Source organism: Burkholderia sp. Bp8963 (genome assembly GCF_003854275.1).
In the GTDB taxonomy this organism is placed as follows: domain Bacteria; phylum Pseudomonadota; class Gammaproteobacteria; order Burkholderiales; family Burkholderiaceae; genus Burkholderia.
The window spans coordinates 1-15,068 of the sequence record NZ_QTQP01000025.1 but is presented as its reverse complement, the minus strand read 5'-3'; the positions used below and the strand labels follow the sequence as shown (position 1 = coordinate 15,068).

At 67.4% G+C, this 15,068-nt stretch carries 14 protein-coding genes; 8 read left to right on the top strand and 6 right to left on the bottom strand.

Translation table 11 applies throughout. The features are described 5' to 3' along the window. Positions 1-145 precede the first annotated feature (145 nt). Together DID96_RS21025 and DID96_RS21020 are read left to right on the top strand one after the other, a co-directional pair. On the top strand, positions 146-2,224 hold the full coding sequence (locus DID96_RS21025) for a carbon starvation CstA family protein (protein ID WP_124601191.1): 2,079 nt from the start codon (positions 146-148) through the stop codon (positions 2,222-2,224). A 12-nt stretch (positions 2,225-2,236) separates the two neighbouring features. Beyond that, positions 2,237-2,443, top strand: coding sequence for a YbdD/YjiX family protein (locus DID96_RS21020; protein ID WP_124601190.1), 207 nt, complete (start codon positions 2,237-2,239; stop codon positions 2,441-2,443). A gap of 143 nt (positions 2,444-2,586) precedes the next feature. Here the strand turns inward: DID96_RS21020 and DID96_RS21015 are convergent, their stop codons facing one another. Continuing rightward, a complete protein-coding gene (locus DID96_RS21015) occupies positions 2,587-3,819 on the bottom strand; it encodes an MFS transporter (RefSeq protein ID WP_221624594.1) in 1,233 nt (410 codons plus the stop codon). Between the two features lie 78 nt (positions 3,820-3,897). Here DID96_RS21015 and DID96_RS21010 point away from each other — a divergent pair, with 78 nt between their 5' ends. Both DID96_RS21010 and trhA read left to right on the top strand, forming a co-directional pair. Beyond that, positions 3,898-4,284: a helix-turn-helix transcriptional regulator gene (locus DID96_RS21010; protein WP_124601189.1), complete on the top strand. Its 387-nt coding sequence runs from the start codon at positions 3,898-3,900 to the stop codon at positions 4,282-4,284. 255 nt (positions 4,285-4,539) lie between these two features. Continuing rightward, entirely contained in the window at positions 4,540-5,160 is a 621-nt protein-coding gene (gene trhA / locus DID96_RS21005) for a PAQR family membrane homeostasis protein TrhA (protein WP_124601188.1), read from the top strand. Between the two features lie 39 nt (positions 5,161-5,199). Here trhA and DID96_RS21000 read toward each other — a convergent pair whose 3' ends face one another. The 3 genes from DID96_RS21000 to ispH all read right to left on the bottom strand — a co-directional run bounded on the left by DID96_RS21000 (position 5,200) and on the right by ispH (position 7,817). After that, entirely contained in the window at positions 5,200-5,553 is a 354-nt protein-coding gene (locus DID96_RS21000) for a DOPA 4,5-dioxygenase family protein (RefSeq protein WP_124601187.1), read from the bottom strand. A gap of 149 nt (positions 5,554-5,702) precedes the next feature. Continuing rightward, positions 5,703-6,863, bottom strand: coding sequence for an adenosyl-hopene transferase HpnH (hpnH, locus tag DID96_RS20995; protein WP_124601186.1), 1,161 nt, complete (start codon positions 6,861-6,863; stop codon positions 5,703-5,705). Between the two features lie 12 nt (positions 6,864-6,875). Then, positions 6,876-7,817 (bottom strand): 4-hydroxy-3-methylbut-2-enyl diphosphate reductase, encoded by a 942-nt coding sequence (gene ispH, locus DID96_RS20990; protein ID WP_124601185.1) that lies wholly within the window; start codon positions 7,815-7,817, stop codon positions 6,876-6,878. A gap of 431 nt (positions 7,818-8,248) precedes the next feature. Between ispH and DID96_RS20980 the strand changes: the two genes are divergently transcribed. After that, positions 8,249-9,436, top strand: a complete 1,188-nt coding sequence (locus DID96_RS20980; RefSeq protein ID WP_124601184.1) for a glycosyltransferase — start codon at positions 8,249-8,251, stop codon at positions 9,434-9,436. Between the two features lie 138 nt (positions 9,437-9,574). Here the strand turns inward: DID96_RS20980 and DID96_RS20975 are convergent, their stop codons facing one another. Both DID96_RS20975 and hpnA read right to left on the bottom strand, forming a co-directional pair. Continuing rightward, complete coding sequence (locus DID96_RS20975; RefSeq protein WP_124601183.1) at positions 9,575-10,744, bottom strand: phage tail protein; 1,170 nt, start codon at positions 10,742-10,744, stop codon at positions 9,575-9,577. Positions 10,745-10,973: 229 nt separating this feature from the next. After that, a complete protein-coding gene (hpnA, locus tag DID96_RS20970; protein WP_124601182.1) occupies positions 10,974-11,981 on the bottom strand; it encodes a hopanoid-associated sugar epimerase in 1,008 nt (335 codons plus the stop codon). Positions 11,982-12,189: 208 nt separating this feature from the next. On the opposite strand from hpnA, the gene DID96_RS20965 reads away from it, so the two are divergent. From DID96_RS20965 to DID96_RS20955, 3 genes are all read left to right on the top strand, one after another. Beyond that, on the top strand, positions 12,190-12,486 hold the full coding sequence (locus DID96_RS20965) for an acylphosphatase (protein ID WP_124601181.1): 297 nt from the start codon (positions 12,190-12,192) through the stop codon (positions 12,484-12,486). Between the two features lie 7 nt (positions 12,487-12,493). Next, complete coding sequence (rarD, locus tag DID96_RS20960) at positions 12,494-13,396, top strand: EamA family transporter RarD (protein WP_124601180.1); 903 nt, start codon at positions 12,494-12,496, stop codon at positions 13,394-13,396. Between the two features lie 356 nt (positions 13,397-13,752). Continuing rightward, on the top strand, positions 13,753-14,877 hold the full coding sequence (locus tag DID96_RS20955; protein ID WP_124601275.1) for an OpgC domain-containing protein: 1,125 nt from the start codon (positions 13,753-13,755) through the stop codon (positions 14,875-14,877). Positions 14,878-15,068: the final 191 nt, after the last annotated feature.

Here is a 15,068-nt window from a genome sequence, read left to right as displayed (position 1 = left end):
AGTTATCCGCTTGTAAGCCGTCCCCCGAACGCGAATACTACGTAGCCCATCATGCCGGCCTTTGCGAGGCCGGTATCACGTGCAATACCGACAAACGAGCGCGCGGCAGCCTGGCCGCGCGATATCGATAACCAAAGGAGACACCATGAATCGGGCTTCCAGCACCCTGATCTGGATTGCGGTCGCGCTATTGGGCGCGTTCGCGTTCGGCACCATCGCGCTCGCGCACGGCGAGCGGGTCAGCGCCCTCTGGATCGTGATCGCCGCAGTCTGCGTGTATCTGATCGCGTATCGCTTCTACAGCCGCTTCATCGCCAGCAAGGTCGTGCAGCTCGACGGGCTGCGGATGACGCCGGCCGTCCGGCACAACGACGGCCTCGACTACGTGCCGACCAACAAGTACGTGCTGTTCGGCCATCACTTCGCCGCGATCGCCGGCGCAGGCCCGCTCGTCGGCCCGGTGCTCGCCGCGCAGATGGGCTACACGCCCGGCATGCTGTGGATTCTCGCGGGCGTCGTGTTCGCGGGCGCGGTGCAGGACTTCATCGTGCTGTTCATCTCGACGCGCCGCGACGGCCGCTCGCTTGGCGATCTCGTCAAGATGGAGCTCGGCACCGTGCCGGGCGTGATCGCGCTGTTCGGCGCGTTCCTGATCATGGTGATCATCCTCGCGGTGCTCGCGCTGATCGTCGTGAAGGCGCTGACCAACTCGCCGTGGGGCACGTTCACCGTCGCCGCGACGATTCCGATCGCGCTGTTCATGGGCGTCTATACGCGCTACATCCGTCCGGGCCGCATCGGCGAAGTGTCGATCATCGGCTTCGTCGGGCTGATGGCGTCGATCGCGTTCGGCCAGACCGTGCACGATTCGCCGACGCTCGCCGCGTGGTTCACGTTCAACGGCACGCAGCTCACGTGGATCCTGATCGGCTACGGCTTCGTCGCATCGGTGCTGCCGGTGTGGCTGCTGCTCGCACCGCGCGACTACCTGTCGACGTTCCTGAAGATCGGCACGATCGTCGGCCTCGCGATCGGCATCCTGATCGTCGCGCCGGAACTGAAGATGCCCGCGCTGACGAAGTTCGTCGACGGCACGGGCCCCGTGTGGTCGGGCAACCTGTTCCCGTTCCTGTTCATCACGATCGCGTGCGGCGCGGTGTCGGGCTTCCACGCGCTGATCTCGTCGGGCACGACGCCGAAGCTGCTCGACAATGAAACCAACGCGCGCTTCATCGGCTACGGCGCGATGCTGATGGAATCGTTCGTTGCGATCATGGCGCTCGTCGCCGCGTGCGTGATCGAACCGGGCATCTACTTCGCGATGAACGCGCCGGCCGCCGTGCTCGGCTCGACACCGGAAGCGGTCGCGAACACCGTCTCGCAATGGGGCTTCATGCTGACGCCGGACATGCTGACGCAAACCGCGAAGGCCGTCGGCGAGACGACGATCATCGCGCGCGCGGGCGGCGCGCCGACGCTGGCCGTCGGCATGGCGCAGATCCTGCACCAGGTGATCGGCGGCGAAGCGATGATGGCGTTCTGGTATCACTTCGCAATCCTGTTCGAAGCGCTGTTCATCCTGACGGCTGTCGATGCGGGCACGCGCGCGGGCCGCTTCATGCTGCAGGACCTGCTCGGCACGTTCCATCCGGCGCTCAAGCGCACCGAGTCGCTGCCGGCGAACCTGGTCGCGACCGGGCTGTGCGTCGCGGCGTGGGGTTACTTCCTGTATCAGGGCGTAGTCGACCCGCTCGGCGGCATCAACACGCTGTGGCCGCTGTTCGGCATCTCGAACCAGATGCTTGCGGCGATCGCGCTGGTGCTCGGCACGGTCGTGCTGTTCAAGATGAAGCGCGAGCGCTACGCGTGGGTCACGCTCGTGCCGACCGTGTGGCTGCTGATCTGTACGTTGACGGCCGGCTGGCAGAAGGTGTTCGACTCGAACCCGAAGGTGAGCTTCCTCGCGCACGCCGCGAAGCTGCAGGCCGCGGTGGACGAGGGCAAGGTGCTCGCGCCGGCGAAGTCGATCGCGCAGATGCAGCGGATCATCGTCAACGACTACATCGACGCCGCGCTTGCCGGGCTGTTCATTCTCGTCGTAGTGAGCATCGCGGTGTACGGTGTGCTCGCGATCCAGCGCGCGCGCCGCGAAGCGAAGCCGACCGTGCGCGAGACGCCGTACGAGTCGATGCCGGCCGCGCAAGCGCTCGGCAGCGGACGTTAAGGGGAGGCCGCGATGTTTTCTGATGTCGGCAGTGATCTGCGCAGCGCGGGCCGCTACCTGGGGCAGGCGTTGCGGCTGATGGTCGGCCTGCCCGACTACGACACCTACGTTGCGCACATGCGCGAAACGCACCCCGACCGCGAGCCGATGACGTACGAGGAATTCTTCCGCGAACGTCAGAACGCGCGGTATGGGTCGGGGGCGGGGAAGTGCTGTTGAGCGGGTGAAGCGGCACGAACGAAGCAAAAAGGCGTCATGGCTTGCAGGCCATGACGCCTTTTTCTTGTCGACGGCAAACCGGCGGACTTGCGCAACGCATGCACCATGCGCTCACGCGTGGCCACGGTCAGTCATCCTGACCGTCAGCCGTTGTCGTGACGCAGCGCAAGCACAGCCGCCGCACCCGCGGCGATCGCGATCGTCGCCAACGCGACTGCAAAACCGGTCGCACCTGCCGTGAAGCCGACACGATCGATCGCGTACCCGGTCATCACGGGCATCAGTCCCGCCGGGAGGTAGCCGCCGATGTTCATGACGGCGTTTGCCTCGGCACGCCGTGCGTCCGGTACGTGCAGGCCGATCAGCGTCAGGCCGCCGAGCTGTCCGAGGCCTTGACCGGCGCCCGCGAGGAGTGCCGCCGCGACAAGGACGAGGACAGCGGCCGACGACGCATGCACGGCGATGCACAGCATCGCCATCGACAGCATGGTGGCGACCGTGCCGGCCACGAACGTCGTACGGATCGAGCCGCGCCGCGCAACGAACTGGACGCAGGTGGCGGCGAGGAACATCGCGCAGGCCATCCCGCCCGCGAGCAGCGGGCTGCGAACGTGCAGCAGGCGAGCCAGCAACGACGGGCCCAACGCGAGCACGAAGGAGGTCGCGGTGATGCCCGGCCCGAACACGGCGATGCCGCTGGCGACGTGGCGCCGGTTGTGCGCCGGTACCGACGGCAGACGCAGCGGCGGGGCATCGCTTCGCACCTGCGCGGGCCGATTGCGCGGTAGCCACAGGGCGACGGCCAACGCGCTCAGCAGGATCACGAACTCGCTGCCGAAGACGATGGCGACCGGATGCGCGGCGGTTTGCGCGGCGGTTTGCGCGGCGACGCCGGCGAGCAGCGGCCCGAGTCCCGCACCGAACACCATGGCCACCGACGCGAGCAGCGCGGCCTTGCGCCGCTCGGCACCCGCGAGATCGATCACCGACGCCATGCCCGCCGACACGATCACGCCGACCGCGATGCCCGTCAGCAGGCGGGCGATCGCGAGCATCGCGACAGACGACGCGGTCGCGAACAACGCACACGCGATCAGCGCCGCGACGAGGCCGGGCAGCAGGACCGGCTTGCGCCCGTAACGGTCCGAAAGCTGGCCGGCGACGAGCAGCGTGCCCAGCAGGCCGGCGATGTAGAGCGCGAAGATGACGGTCAGCGTGCCGGACGAGAAACCGAGTGCGCGCTGCCAGGACACGTAAAGCGGCGTCGGCGAGTTGGACAGCATGAAGACGGCGGTGACCATCCACGCGGCGTGCGCCATGCGAGGCATGGCGCGCGTGGCAGTGTGTCGTGATGGGGGAACGGCGGTGTCGGACATGAACGCTCTCCTTGTACGAGTTTTCTCGAACTATATCTTAGTTCGAGAAAACTCGTACAGGGTGATATGCTTGCGGACATGAAACGAGCCAACCATGAACGTGAGGCCGGCATCGTGCCGGTGCCTGCGGATTTGCCCGATCCGTTGCCGGAGCCGGGCGTCGCCGAGCTTCGCCTCGAAACCATTCTCGGCGCGCTGGCCGATCCGTTGCGGCTGACGATCGTGCGAAAGCTGATGCTGGAATCCGACGCTTACGATCATCCATGCGGCTGGTTCGGGTTCGATCGCCCGAAATCGTCGCTGACCCACCATTTCAAGGCGCTGCGCGATGCGGGCGTGCTGCGCCAGCGTCAATACGGACTCGAGCGGCGCAGCCGCGTGCGCACGGAAGATCTCGATTTGCGATTTCCCGGCCTGCTGAAACTCGTGGCCGAGTGGGAACCGCCTGCAGGCAACGCGGGCTGACGGCCAGCGAGAGGCCCTCCGCGGTTCACCGCGCGCATCTGCACAGCGCGCTCGTTCGCCGTCGCATCCCATCCAGACGCTGACCCCCGCCGCGCGCTCGCCCGGATCGGGATACGCGCGGTCCTCCGGATCATCGCTTCGTCGCCCGCGTGTCGTCCGCGTGTCGGGCTTGATCTGTCAGCAACCCGGCATCGTTCACGAGCCGGTATCATATGACGTATTGGCCCCGATGAACTCGCGCAGGAGGACGACGTCGTGCATGTCGGTGAGCGTTTCAACAGCATTACCCATCTCGTCGGCGCGGTGCTATCGGTGGCGGGGCTGGCAACACTGGTGACGATGGGCGCGCTCGAGGGCGACCCCTACAAGGTGGTGAGTTTCAGCGTCTACGGCGCGATGCTCTGCGTGCTCTATGCGATCTCGACGCTGTACCACAGCGTGCGCAGGCCGCGCCTGAAAGCGCTTCTGCAGAAATGCGACCATTCGGCGATCTACCTGCTGATTGCCGGCAGCTACACGCCATTCACCCTCGTTACGTTGCGCGGGCCGTGGGGCTGGTCGCTATTCGGCGTGAGCTGGGGGCTCGCCGCGCTGGGCATCGCGCAGGAACTCACGCTCGGGCGGCGCACCCGCGTGGTTTCGATGGTGCTGTATGTGCTGATGGGATGGCTTGCGCTCGTTGCGATCCGTCCGCTGATACATGCGTTGCCGCCGGTCGGGACGGCCTGGCTCGTGGCCGGCGGCGTCATTTACAGCGCAGGGATCTACTTCTTCATCAACGACGAGCGCATCCGCCATGGCCACGGTATCTGGCACCTGTTCGTTCTCGCGGGCAGCCTGTGTCAGTTCGTCAGCGTTGCGATGTATGTCGCGTGATCGAATCGCGGCCCGGAACGGGTGACGACGCACCGCGCGTCACTCGGCCAGCGCCGCCAGATTCAGCGCATACGATTTCCCGATCCACACGGCCGCATCGCGGTGATCGCGCAGCGCGTCGCCGGTATTTGGATGCAGGAAGATATCGAGTGCGCGGTGGTTCAGCACGAGCCACGGCACGATGTCGGAAAAGTGCGCGGCATCGAACGCGATCTGATACGACCACGCCGGATGCGGCCCGACCAGGCGCTCGTGGAAACGGCCGAGCTGGATGCTCGCGCCAAACCGTTCGTCGACGATCTGACGAAACGCCCAGGCCGTGTCGCGGCTGGCGGCGTCGAAGTAGACGTGCGCGTGCCAGCTTTCTATCGTGGTGATGTCGATGGCAGACATGGAGTGCTCGAATGGATGGATGACACGTGTCGTGCAAAGAAAAAGGGTGCGACGGAACGATTCCGTTGCACCCTTTCGTGCGGCTGACTGGTCGGGGTCGATGCGCGCGGCGCTGACGCCGTGCGCATCGCGTCGCAGCGCGATGTGGCTTAAGCCGCCGCGGCCGGCTTCGCCGGCTTCTGCAGCTTGCCCTTGCCGGCGCGCTGGATTTCTTCGAGCTTGATCTCGACGTGACGCGAGAACACGTACTCGGCCGGGCGCTGCTTGTCGATCGGAATATCCGGTGCGAACGCGCCGTCGGTCTTGATGCCCTTGCGGCTCACGGCGAACGCCTTCAGCGGATGCGCCATCGTGTCCATCACGGCGGTCGCTTCGAAGCCGCAGTGGACCATGCAGTCCGCGCACTTCTCGTAGTTGCCGACGCCGTAGTTGTCCCAGTTCGTGTCTTCCATCAGTTCCTTGAAGGTCTTCACGTAACCTTCGCCGACCAGATAGCACGGCTTTTGCCAGCCGAACACGGTACGCGCCGGGTTGCCCCACGGCGTGCACTTGTAGGTCTGGTTGCCGGCCAGGAAGTCGAGGAACAGCGACGACTGGCTGAACGACCAGCGCTTGCCGCCTTCGCCGCGCTTCAGGATCTCGCGGAACAGGTTCTTCGTCTTGTCGCGGTTCAGGAAGTGCTGCTGGTCCGGCGCGCGCTCGTAGGCGTAACCCGGCGACACGGTGATGCCGTCGACGCCGATCGGCTTCAACGTATCGAAGAACTTCGCGACGCGCTCGGGGATCGCGTCGTTGAACAGCGTGCAGTTGATGTTCACGCGGAAGCCGCGGCGCTTCGCTTCCTTGATCGCCGCGACCGCCTTGTCGTACACGCCTTCCTGCGACACCGAGTGGTCGTGCATCTGCGCGTCGCCGTCGAGGTGGACCGACCAGACGAAGTACGGGCTCGGCTGGTAGTCGTCCATCTTCTTTTCCATCAGCAGCGCGTTCGTGCACAGGTACACGAATTTCTTGCGCTTCATGATGCCCTTGACGATCTCCGGCATCTCCTTGTGGAGCAGCGGCTCGCCGCCGGCGATCGACACGATCGGTGCGCCGCACTCGTCGACGGCTTCCAGGCATTCCTGGACCGACAGGCGCTGGTTCAGGATGGGATCCGGGTAATCGATCTTGCCGCAGCCGTTGCAAGCGAGGTTGCAGCGGAACAGCGGCTCGAGCATCAGCGCGAGCGGATAGCGTTTGTTGCCGGACAGGTGTTGGCGCGTGATGTATGCGCCGACGCGGACTTGCTGGAGCAGCGGAATAGACAAGAGATGTCCTCCTTAAACTTCGCGGGCGACAGCTTGCGTAAGCTTCGCCGGCAGCTTGAATTCGACTTTTTCCTCACGGCCCGCCATCGTCGTGACTTCGACGGGCCCCAGCGCGCGCAGCGCGCCAATTACATCCTCGACCATCTCTTCGGGTGCCGACGCGCCGGCGGTGAGCCCCACCGTCTGCGCGTTCGCGAACCATTCGGCCTTCACTTCCGAGCCGTCGGCGACGAGATAGCTCGGCACGCCGCTTTCGGTGCCGATCTCGCGCAGCCGGTTCGAGTTCGAGCTGTTGGTCGCACCGACCACGAGCAGCACGTCCACCTGCGCGCTCAGCTCGCGCACCGCCGCCTGGCGGTTCTGCGTCGCGTAGCAGATGTCGCGCGTGTCCGGCCCGACGATGTCGGTGAAACGGCGCTGCAGTGCCTCGATGATGCCACGCGTGTCGTCGACCGACAGCGTCGTCTGCGTGACGTACGCGACCGGCGTATCGACCGGCAGCGTCAGCGTGTCGACCTCGGCTTCGCTCTGGACGAGGATCACCTCGCCCGGAATCTGGCCGATCGTGCCTTCGACTTCCGGATGGCCCGCATGGCCGATCAGGATCAGCCGGCGGCCCGCCGCGACATACTGGCGGCCCTGCACGTGCACTTTCGTGACGAGCGGGCAGGTGGCGTCGAGCACGTCGAGCCCGCGCGCTTGCGCGTCAAGCTCGACCGTCTGGGCGACACCGTGCGCGCTGAAGATCGCGACAGCGCCATGAGGCACCTCGTCGAGTTCCTCAACGAATCGTGCCCCTTTATTACGCAGATTTTCGACGACGTGCCGGTTATGAACGATTTCATGGCGCACATAAACCGGCGCACCGTGCTGTTGCAGCGAGCGATCGACGATCTCGATCGCCCGGACAACCCCCGCACAAAAACCGCGAGGCTGGGCAAGGATGACTCGCATAGGCAAGCGAACTCCGACGACAGACGCGGGGTTCGAGGGAGCCGGCAAGCCAGCTGCTTCGATCGTCCCGACTAATGTTATGAATGCAGGAACGGCCCGGCACCCCGAATTAATCGCGCATTTTAACTCTATCGGCCCTTCCTTGCTCTGGTGCCGTTTCATCCATGTTGCAATCGGGGGACGGCCCGGGTCGGCGCCCGCGCGCGCGGAACCCAGTAAACTACGCGGTTTCGCGGGCTTCCCCCCGGTAGCCCGACGTCGAGCACATTTCAAGGCCTGTCGATGACCGTCGATTCCTACGAGTATTGCCCTGCCGGACCGCGCCCGCGGCCGGCCGCAGGCGCCGTTTCCGGCGCTTTCAACCCGACCCCAATTGTGGTGTCCGTGCGTGCCGCGGCTCGCCGCGGCGGCGCATTGCGGGAGGTGCGTCGATGATGCTCGCGATCGCATTCCTGCTGTCCTGTCTGTCGCTGCTGATCTGGATCGTCCTGCTCGCCGCGCGCGGCGGCTTCTGGCGCGCGCAGCCGGCGCGGCCGCTGCCGCCCGCCGCGCGCGGCGCCGCCGCCGAGGCCGGCTGGCCGGCCGTCGTCGCGGTCGTGCCGGCGCGCAACGAAGCCGACGTGATTGCCCGCGCGGCGACGTCGCTGCTCGAGCAGGATTACCCCGGCGACTTTCATCTGATCATTGTCGACGACCACAGCGACGACGGCACCGCCGACGCGGCCCGCGCGGCGGCGCTCGCGATCAATCGCGCGGACCGCCTGACGGTGCTGGGCGCGAAGCCGCTGCCGGCCGGCTGGTCGGGCAAGGTCTGGGCGCAGTCGCAGGGCATCGCCGCCGTGCAGACGCTCGGCCTGCCGGCCGATTACCTGCTGCTGACCGATGCCGACATCGGCCATCCGCCGGACGCCGTGGCCCAGCTCGTTACGCGCGCACAGGCCGAAAGCCGCGATCTCGTGTCGCTGATGGTGCGGCTGCGCTGCGATTCGTTCTGGGAAAAGGCGCTGATCCCGGCGTTCGTGTTCTTCTTCGCGAAGCTCTACCCGTTCTCGTGGATCAACGATCCGCGCAACAAGACGGCCGGCGCCGCGGGCGGCTGCATGCTCGTGAAGCGCACGGCGCTCGATGAGGCGGGTGGCATCGAGTCGATCCGCAACGCGCTGATCGACGACTGCAGCCTCGCCGCGCAGATCAAGCATCGCGGCAGCGGCCGCCATCCGATCCGCCTCGATCTCGCCGACCGCAGCGTGTCGCTGCGTCCGTACGACAGCTGGCGCGACATCTGGAACATGATCGCGCGCACCGCGTTCACGCAGCTTCACTATTCGCCGTGGCTGCTGGCCGGCACGCTGCTCGGGATGGCGATCATCTATCTCGTGCCGCCCGTCGCGGCGCTCGCCTACGGTGCACGCGCGTGGCCCGCATGGCTCGCATGGGCGTCGATGTGCACCGCGTACGCGCCGATGCTGCGCTACTACCGGCGCTCGCCGTGGTGGGCGCCCGCGCTGCCGCTCATCGCGGCGTTCTACGTCGGTGCGACTTTCGCGTCCGCGTGGCGCTACTGGCGCGGCAAGGGCGGCCAGTGGAAGGCCCGCGTGCAGGCGCCGGTGGACCGCTGAGCGCAGGGGCCCGCGCGCTCAGCGGGCGGGCCCGATGCAAATCAGGGGCGGCAGACCGAGGGGCGGCAGGCCGCCGCCCCTGCTGGCCATCCTTCGGCCGGCTAGCCTGCGGATAGCCGCAGGATCGACGCCCCGTGCTTACCGTTGGGTGAGCATCATGTACATTTGAACCACTACGTCCGGCGAGAACGTGAACGGCACCCAGCCGTAGCCGGTGTGGCGCGCGACCAGCAAGCGGTCGCCGTTCGGCTGCTTCTGCACGGCCATCATCGGATTCTTCGTCGACACGAACCGCCAGCCCGCCGGGATGCCCGCCGGTTGCTCCAGCTGCATCGACGCGCGCACGTGCGCGAGCTCCTCGATCAGCTGGCTCAACTGCTCCGGATGCAGCGTGATCGATTCGCCGTTGACGGTCAGCGTCAGTTCGTTCTGGGACGGGCGCGCGACATGCAGCGTCGATTTGTCCGCAGGCGCGTCGGTGTCTGCTGCCGCTGCGTCCTGCACATTCACCGCTTCTGCTTCGACGGTCTCGGCTGCGTCCTGCGTATTCACCACTTCCGCTTCGACGGTCTCGGCTGTGTCCTGCGTATTCACCGCTTCCGCTTCAACGCCCTCGGCTGCGTCGACCGTTTCCGCCGCGGCGGCTTGCTTCGTGACGGCTTCCTTGACGACGGCTTCGACCAGCGCTTCGGCGTCGGCGATCGCCTGTTCGTGACGCTGCGCGGCGGCTTGCGCTTGCGCGATCGCTTCGGCATGGCGCTGCGCGATGGCTTCGGCCTGGGCTGTGGCCTCGGCATGGCGTTGCGCGGCGGCTTCGGCTTCGGCGATCGCAGCGGCGTGGCGCCGCGTGATGGCTTCGGCTTGCGCGGTCGCGTCGGCATGGCGCTGTGCGGCGGCTTCGGCCTCGGCGATCGCGGCCGCGTGGCGTTGCGATGCGGCTTCGGCATCCGCATGGCGCTGCGCGAGGGCTTCGGTCAGCGCGGTTGCTTCCGCGTGACGTTGCACGGCGGCTTCGGCGTGCACGGTTGCGTCGTTGTGGCGCTGCGCGGCGGCTTCGGCTTCTGCGCTCGCTTCGGTGTGGCGCTGCAGCGCGGCTTCGGCCTCGGCGGCGGCTTGTGCATGGCGCTGCGCGGCAGCCTGCGCTTCGGTCTCGGCCGCGGCATGTCGTTGGGCGGCCGCTTCGGCTTCGGCCGCGGCCGCGCGCGCGAAGGCATCCGCGCTGCGCGCCGCCTGCTGGGCGGCGCGGTGATCATGGAGGAGCTGATCGATGCCGCCATTGAGCGCATCGATCTGATCGTTCAGGTTCATGCGTGCTTTCTCTACGTAAGACCCGCGATTTTACCCGCTGCGCCGATGCCGGTCCGCACGTGCGTGTAACAAAGTGCAGGCACAATGCCGGCGCATGCGTTTTTGCCGGCGCCGGGCTTGAGTATCAGGGGAGATTGACGTGTTGTGCGCGGTGTTGCGCGCGCCGCGTGAAATGCGCGCGCATTGCGCAGGCGCGACGCGCGGCGCGCGCGGCTCCGCGCACGTCGGATCACTTCAGGTAGCCGGCGGAGCGGAACCAGTCGAGCGCGTCGCGCAGCCCTTCGCGGTACGGCCGCGCGCGGTAGCCGAGTTCGCGCTCGGCCTTCGCGGACGTGAAGTACATCTTGTTCTTCGACATCCGCAGCCCGTCCACGGTGACGAACGGCTCCTTCTTCGTCAGCTTCGCGACCGCTTCGGCGCCAACCGCGAGCGGGTAGAGCGGCCAGCGCGGCAGCGCGAGCGTCGGCGCCTTGCGGCCCGTCATCTGCGCGATGTCGGCGAGCATCTGCTGCAGCGGCAGGTTCTCGCCGCCGAGGATGTAGCGCTCGCCGATACGGCCGTGCTCGAGCGCGAGGAAGTGGCCGTTCGCGACGTCGTCGACATGCACGAGGTTCAGCCCCGTATCGACGAACGCGGGAATCTTGCCGAGCGCGGCCTCGACGATGATGCGGCCGGTCGGCGTCGGCTTCACGTCGCGCGGGCCGATCGGTGTCGACGGATTGACGATCACCGCGGGCAGCCCTTCGTCGGCGATCATCCGCTCGACCGCGCGCTCGGCGAGCACCTTGCTGCGCTTGTACACGCCGATCGCCTGCTCGGGTGTGAGCGGCCGGTTCTCGTCGGACGGGTCGCCGGCGCTCGTGACCTTCAGCGTCGCGACGCTGCTCGTGTAGACGATCCGCTCGACGCCTTCGGCGCGCGCCGCGCGCATCGTCGCGAGCGCGCCCTCGAGGTTCGCGCGCTCGATCTCGAGTGGGTCCGGCGCCCACAGACGGTAGTCGGCGGCGACGTGCAGCAGGTAGCGCACGCCGCGCAGCGCGGTACGCATCGACGCCTCGTCGCGCATGTCGCCGGTGACGATCTCGGCGTCGAGGTCCGCGACGTTCGTGCGCGGGCTGGTCGGGCGCACGAGCACGCGCACCGCATAGCCCTTCTGCTGCGCGATGCGCGCGACGGCCGAGCCGACGAAACCGGACGCGCCGGTAACCAGAACGAGATCGCGGGATGTATCAGTCATGCAAGTCCTCATGGCCGCGCGCGAGCGCAGCGGCAGTTGTGCGTCGTGCGAGATTGTACGTGGTCGGCGTGAGCGGCGACGGTCAGGGGGGGCAGCACGCGGCGACGGTTCGGGCGACAGCGTGCGGCGGCGGCGCCGGGCCGGCACTGACATGGTGCAGCCACACGACTACAATGCCGGGCTTGGACGCAACTGGAGGGCGACGACGATGAGCCGCGACGAACTGGACGAACGGATCGAGACTTACCACGTACGGGTGCGCGGCGTCGTGCAGGGCGTCGGCTTCCGCCATGCGACGGTCCGCGAGGCGCATGCACTGAAGCTGCGCGGCTGGGTCGCGAACCTCGACGACGGCAGCGTCGAGGCAATGATCCAGGGCCCCGGGCCACAGATCGACAGGATGCTCGCGTGGCTGCGGCACGGGCCGCCTGCCGCGCGCGTGACCGAGGTGACGTTCGAGGAGCGGCAGACCGACAAGCGCTACGAACGCTTCCAGCAGCAGTGAGCGGGCGATGACGGGGTATCCGGAGGCCGGGCGCGGCGTCGTGCTGTCGGTGACGGCGTCGACGCTGTTCGCGCTGATGTCCGCGTATGCAAAGCTGTTGCAGCCACTCACGGGGCTCGACATTTTCGCGTGGCGGGTTCTGTGGACCGTGCCGGGCGCGTTCGCGCTGATCGCGCTGCGCGGCCGCTGGCCGGCGCTCGTCGAGCTCGCCGCCCGGGCCGTGCGCGACTGGCGCCTCGTGATCGCGCTGCCCGCGAGCGCCGCGATGCTCGGCCTGCAGCTGTGGCTGTTCCTGTGGGCGCCGCTGCACGGGCGGATGCTCGAAGTGTCGCTCGGCTATTTCCTGCTGCCGCTGACGATGGTGCTCGTCGGCCGCTTCTACTATCACGAGCGGCTCGATCCGCTGCAATGGGCGGCAGTCGCCTGCGCGGCGCTCGGCGTCGCGCACGAGGTGTGGGCGACGCGCGCGTTCGCGTGGCCGACGCTCGTCGTCGCGCTCGGCTATCCGCCGTATTTCGTGCTGCGCCGCCGGATCAACGCCGATTCGCTGGCCGCGTTCGCGCTCGAGATGGCGCTGCTGTGTCCGGTCGCGGCCGCGATGGTCGCGACGAGCGCGACGCAGGTTGCGGACCATCCCGCACTGTGGGCGGCGCTGCTGCCGGGGCTCGGCGTGCTCAGCACGCTCGCGCTCGCGAGCTACCTGAAGGCGAGCCGGATGCTGCCGATGGCGCTGTTCGGCATTCTCGGCTATGTCGAGCCGGTGCTGCTCGTCGCGGTGTCGCTGCTGCTGCTCGGCGAGACGCTCACGGTCGCGAAGCTCGCGACCTATGGGCCGATCTGGGTCGCGGTCGCGTTGACCGCGTGGCACAGCGCGATGCTGATGCGGCGTTTGCCTGCGCGTCGCGCGTAGCGTGCGGGCCGTTGCGACGACGGCGACGCGATTGCGCATCGCTCGCATGCTGACGGCAACCTGACCGTGCACTGACCGTGCCGCCCGCATTGCGCGCGCGATGCGTTGCCGATCCCGCGCGTGTAATCGAACAGAAGATTCCGTTGCATTTTGTTACTTAGGGTATGCCCTGATCGGCCATTAGACTGAACGGACAGTCTTTCCTCCGTATGCAGCTTTCCGATGAACGGTCATCCCCCTGCCTGGCCAGCCGGGTTGGCGCGATACAGGCATACGTGTATCGCCGCCGGCTGCGCGCGCCATCCTTTCCTGACGATCCCCGGCGAATGCTGCGCCAGCATTTCGCGGGCGCGATCATGTCCGTGAACATGCCGTCCGCCGCGCTGCGGCCGCCCCGTGGAGGCCGCCTGATCGAAGTCGATTTCTTCCGCGGGATCGTGCTGCTGATGATCGTCGTCGATCACATCAGCACGAGCATGCTGTCGCGCGTGACGCTGCATGCGTTCGCGCTGTGCGACGCAGCCGAAGTGTTCGTGTTCCTCGGCGGCTTCGCGACCGCGAGCGCGTATGTCGCGATCGCCGAGCGGCACGGCGCGCGCGCCGCGCAGCGGCGGTTCATGCGCCGCGCAATGCAGATCTATCGCGCGTTTCTCGCGACGTCTACGCTGATGCTCGTCGTGTCCGCGGTGCTCGCCCATTACGGGATCGATGCGCCGAACCTCGCGCTCGACGACGTCAGCGTGATGCTCGCTTCACCGCTCACGGGCCTCGCCGAGCTGCTGACGTTCCAGCGCCAGCCGTATCTCGCGTCGGTGCTGCCGATGTACGTGCTGTTCGCGCTGGCAGCGCTGGCGATCGTGCCGTTCGCGCACCGCCACCCGTGGCTGCTCGTCGCGTTCAGCGCAGCGTCGTGGCTCGCCGCCGGCTGGCTCGGCCCCGAGCTGCTGTATACCGACACGTTCCGCTGGAGCTTCAACCCGTTCGCGTGGCAGCTGATGTTCGTCGCCGGCGTGCTCGCGCGCTGCCAGCCCGTCTACCGGCGGATCGCGCTCGGCCGCTGGAGCGCCGCGGCGACCGGCATCGCGTGCGCAATCGTGCTGGCCTGCGCGAGCTACAAGCTGTTCTCGGGCTTGCCGCTACCGGAAGGCGAGCTCAAGCGTGACCTCGCATTCGCGCGCATCGTGAACTTCGCGGCGATCGCATGGCTGATGGCGGATTGCGTGCGTTACGGCTGGATCGCGCGGATCGCGCGGGCCGTGCGCCCGGTCGTCGCGATCGGCCAGCGCGGGCTGCCGTGCTTCGTCGCGGGGGCCGCGATCTCGCTGGTGCTCGATTCGCTGCTGCATCCGCTGTCGCAAGGCGCGCGCGTGGCGCATCTGGTCGGCGTCGGGCTCGCCGCCGATGCGTGTGCGCTCGGCCTGATGATGGCGCTCGCGAGTTCGGGAATGTGGATTGCGCGATGGCGCAGAGCGGCCGCGTGAGCGGCGCGGCGCGGCGCAGGCGATGCCGGGCCCGTTCGGGGCCGGCGCACGTGTGGCGTGAATGCTAGATGCTATGTGGGAGGGCAGTGACAGAAGCCCGACTGGAGTAAAACGGAGTTGCACACTCGTTTTCTCCGAAGGAGCACGCATATGAATACGCCTGACACAGCCCTCCGTGGACAGGATACGAC